The organism is Gracilimonas sp. (assembly GCF_035704785.1).
GTDB lineage: Bacteria > Bacteroidota > Rhodothermia > Balneolales > Balneolaceae > Gracilimonas.
The window spans coordinates 1-3,587 of the sequence record NZ_DASSWP010000124.1 but is presented as its reverse complement, the minus strand read 5'-3'; the positions used below and the strand labels follow the sequence as shown (position 1 = coordinate 3,587).

Here is a 3,587-nt window from a genome sequence, read left to right as displayed (position 1 = left end):
ATCCTTCAATATTGAAAGCAAAAATAAAATAGTCTTTACAAATATGTCTCGTCCGATTCTCCTTTAACCGGACCTACAATCTCTTTGGTAATCCAGCCGCCGTAGAAACCTCCGGGCTGGGGTTTTACGTGTTCTCCGTTTACATAACAATCCATTTTGGCGGGGTAAAAAGACAGGTAGCTTCTGATTTTATAAAAATCCTGAAACGGTTTTGGGTAAGACCACGCCCCACGTTCCACTTTTTCATTTTCTACAACAATATCCCAATAGATGGCTTCGCCCTTCCATTCACACTTAGATTCCCCGGTAGTCTTTTTCAGGTATTTCATGTTTATATCAGAAGGGGGAATATAAAAAGTGGGAGGGCTGGCTGTTTCCAGAATTCGGATTGCCTTTGTGCTTCTTGCAATAATCTTATTGGCAAAAATGACTAAAATCTCCCGGTCATCAGAATCTATTTTAGGCGGGCGCGGATAATCCCAAACAGACTCCTGTCCCTCTTTAGGTTTGATCGCAAACTTTGGTCGTTTTTGACCGTTATATTCCCACTGTGATTTTCCCGATTCAGCCCGATTCTTAGAGTTACTCATCTATATATAATATTAAATTAATTAAGGAGATAGATAACTAAGTTTAAAGCCGCAGCATAACAAACCCATATAAAATAGGGGGCAAGAAGCCAGGCAGTCCATGGTTTGATTTCTCTAAAACGAAGAATGGTGATAACAATGACTGTAAGCAGAAAAATTATCTCGATGAAAGCTAAAAGCGGACTCTTATAGCCAAAAAATATAAATGACCATAATCCATTCAGTCCCAATTGTACTCCGAATAAAGAGAGTGCATGCTTTACTTTTTGCTGTTCAAACCCTGCTTCCCAAATAGCAGCAGCAGTTATACCCATTAACGTATAAAGAATAGTCCAAATTGGACCGAAAAGCCAATTAGGAGGATTAAAAAATGGTTTATTCAGTTGGGCATACCAACCTGGAATTGCTTCAATAGTAACACCGCTGGCTATAAAACCAACAAAATTACATGCAAGTATCCCGATAATAATTTTACCCCAGTATGGCATTCTTTATGTATTCATTATTGTCGGATTATACCAACAACAAATGGTAATACCCAATTCCCCGAATAATTAATTAAATGTGAATAGGAAAATTAAATGGAGAAGAAGAGCAGCCCGATAACCGAGAATAAAAGCAGCGTAAGTTTAAACTTTACTACTTTCGCGGCTAATTCACTTTCCTGTTCCAAATATTCTTCTATAATCTGATCACTAATCATAATGGTGTCGTTTTTTTCTTTTCAAGAGTACGAAAACCGAACAATGTTACAGATGTATTGACTTTTTTAAGTGTGAGGCTTGCCTGAAACAGTTATAGTCATAGTTATCGAATAAGGTTAAAACACGGTCAAAACTCCATAGATCTAAATTTTAATCATTAAGTAGTACTTAATGATTTCAACTTTTTTGAAAATTTTTTGTAAGGAATTGTTCTGAACTAACTCTTACATTGCAACCAAATAATCAAAAAACAGGATACGTTATGAGTTCACTGAACAAAGCGATGATAATAGGTAATCTGGGACAAGACCCGGAAGTACGATATACACAAGCGAACACAGCTGTTGCTACTTTAAACATAGCTACCAGCGAGCGTTACAAAGACAGTAACGGGGAATATCAGGAAAATACTGAGTGGCACCGTGTGGTAGCCTGGGGAAGAACAGCTGAAATTTGTCAGCAATATTTGACCAAAGGTTCCAAGGTATATATTGAAGGCCCTATCCAAACCCGCCAGTGGGAAGATAAGGATGGTCAAAAACGTTACACTACTGAGATCAAGGCATTACGAATGGTAATGCTGGACAGTAAAGGCGGAAATAATTCCGGTGGCGGACAGCCGCAAGCTCAAAACCAAAATCAGGGTGGCGGAAAGCCCATGAGCAGCAATGTAGAGCTGGACAGTAACTTTGATGATATGGATGATGACCTTCCATTTTAATTCAGAACCTGCTCTGATCTAATTAAAACGGTATAAGGATTTCTTATGCCGTTTTTTTTATTTATAGCTCAGTTTAACCTAAAAATCTTATATTTTAGGAGTAACAAAAGTGTTCTTAAATTCCCTCAATTAAAAATAACCTTATTCATTGGATACAATCGAAGATCCATTCAGTTTGGTACAAGATTCTCTTCTTACTTTTGGTGAAAGTTCTGTAATTCACGGAATTGATCCTGTTGTGCTTGCTATTCAACTTATCTTCTTATTTCTGGGTTTGGCGTTTTCGGCCATATTCTCCGGTTCTGAAGTTGCCCTGTTTTCTCTATCAAACAGAATGCAGGATCTAAAGCAGGATGAAACGCTCGGTTCAGCAGACGATCGAATTATCAAAATGCTTGATAAACCCCGGCGCCTTTTAGCTACGATCTTAATTGGTAATACCTTTGCAAATATCGTGGCATCAGTTTTAGCTGCAGTTATAACCGGAGATATTGTGGAGGCATTTGGACTATCGGAAGTGATCATATTTACGGTAGAGGTTGTGGTGTTGACCTTCATGATCCTGATACTGAGTGAGATCACGCCAAAGATAATCGCTATCAATAATCCGCTTAAGGTTTCCAGAACCAACAGTACTTTTATATACGGAATTTTCATATTGCTCAAGCCTTTCGCTAAGCTAATCGCAGACAGTACAATCAGCCTTGAGCGATATCTGCCAAAGCCAACCAGTAAAATGACCACGGAAGATATCCGAACCATGGCCGAGGTAAGTGAACAGGAAGGCTCTATAAAAGAAGATGAGCGGGAGATCATTGAGAATGTGATAGGCTTCGGTAACATCACGGTTCGGGAGATCATGACCTCAAGGGTAAATATTGTGGCCGTTTCAAATGATGATTCACTGCAGGATGTACTTTCTAAAATCAGAGATAACGGACTTTCCAGGATGCCGCTTATAGAAAATGACCTGGATAATATTGAAGGAGTGCTTTACGCCAAAGATGTGCTTCCTTATTTAAATGCAGAAGAGGAAGAACCGTCTCTCAACTGGAAAACAATTTCAAGAAAGGCTCTCTTTATCCCCGCCACTAAAAAACTGGATGACCTGCTTCGTGATTTTCAGCAGGAGAAAACACACATTGCGATCGTAGTGGATGAGTACGGCGGTACGGAAGGTATCGTGACCATGGACGATATCCTGGAAGAGATCGTGGGTGATATCACGGATGATTCCGGTGAAGAAGAAAGCTTATATACCCGTTTTAAATCCGGGATATATATTTTTGATGCCAAGATCGATCTCGATGATATGGAAGAGATACTGGATCTTGATATCACTACCGAGGAAGATGAATATGAGACCCTTGGAGGATTGATCTATCATCTCACAGAGAGTTTGCCGGTAGTGGGGGAACGGATCACTTACAAGAACCTGGAGCTGACGGTACATTCAGTTAAGAATAACAGGATCAAAAAAGTACGGGTTAAAGTAGAAAGTGCAGAAGAAGTAAAACCATCCGCTGAATAATTCCATGGTAAATGTCCCAGATGTAAAAAATAACTTTGACC

General features: G+C 39.3%; 4 protein-coding genes. 2 read left to right on the top strand and 2 right to left on the bottom strand.

Annotated features, from left to right (window positions below; genetic code table 11):
- Positions 1 to 35: 35 nt before the first annotated feature.
- Together VFM80_RS07440 and VFM80_RS07435 are read right to left on the bottom strand one after the other, a co-directional pair.
- The gene (locus VFM80_RS07440; protein ID WP_395071074.1) at positions 36 to 590 is read right to left on the bottom strand and encodes a DUF427 domain-containing protein; all 555 of its coding nucleotides are present in this window, start codon (positions 588 to 590) and stop codon (positions 36 to 38) included.
- A 17-nt stretch (positions 591 to 607) separates the two neighbouring features.
- Positions 608 to 1,078 (bottom strand): TspO/MBR family protein, encoded by a 471-nt coding sequence (locus VFM80_RS07435; protein WP_395071072.1) that lies wholly within the window; start codon positions 1,076 to 1,078, stop codon positions 608 to 610.
- Between the two features lie 478 nt (positions 1,079 to 1,556).
- Between VFM80_RS07435 and VFM80_RS07430 the strand changes: the two genes are divergently transcribed.
- Both VFM80_RS07430 and VFM80_RS07425 read left to right on the top strand, forming a co-directional pair.
- Positions 1,557 to 2,015, top strand: a complete 459-nt coding sequence (locus VFM80_RS07430; protein WP_395071070.1) for a single-stranded DNA-binding protein — start codon at positions 1,557 to 1,559, stop codon at positions 2,013 to 2,015.
- A 148-nt stretch (positions 2,016 to 2,163) separates the two neighbouring features.
- Positions 2,164 to 3,546 carry a hemolysin family protein gene (locus VFM80_RS07425; RefSeq protein WP_395071068.1) on the top strand — a complete coding sequence of 461 codons (1,383 nt, stop codon included), beginning with the start codon at positions 2,164 to 2,166 and terminating at the stop codon, positions 3,544 to 3,546.
- The last annotated feature ends 41 nt before the right edge of the window (positions 3,547 to 3,587 follow it).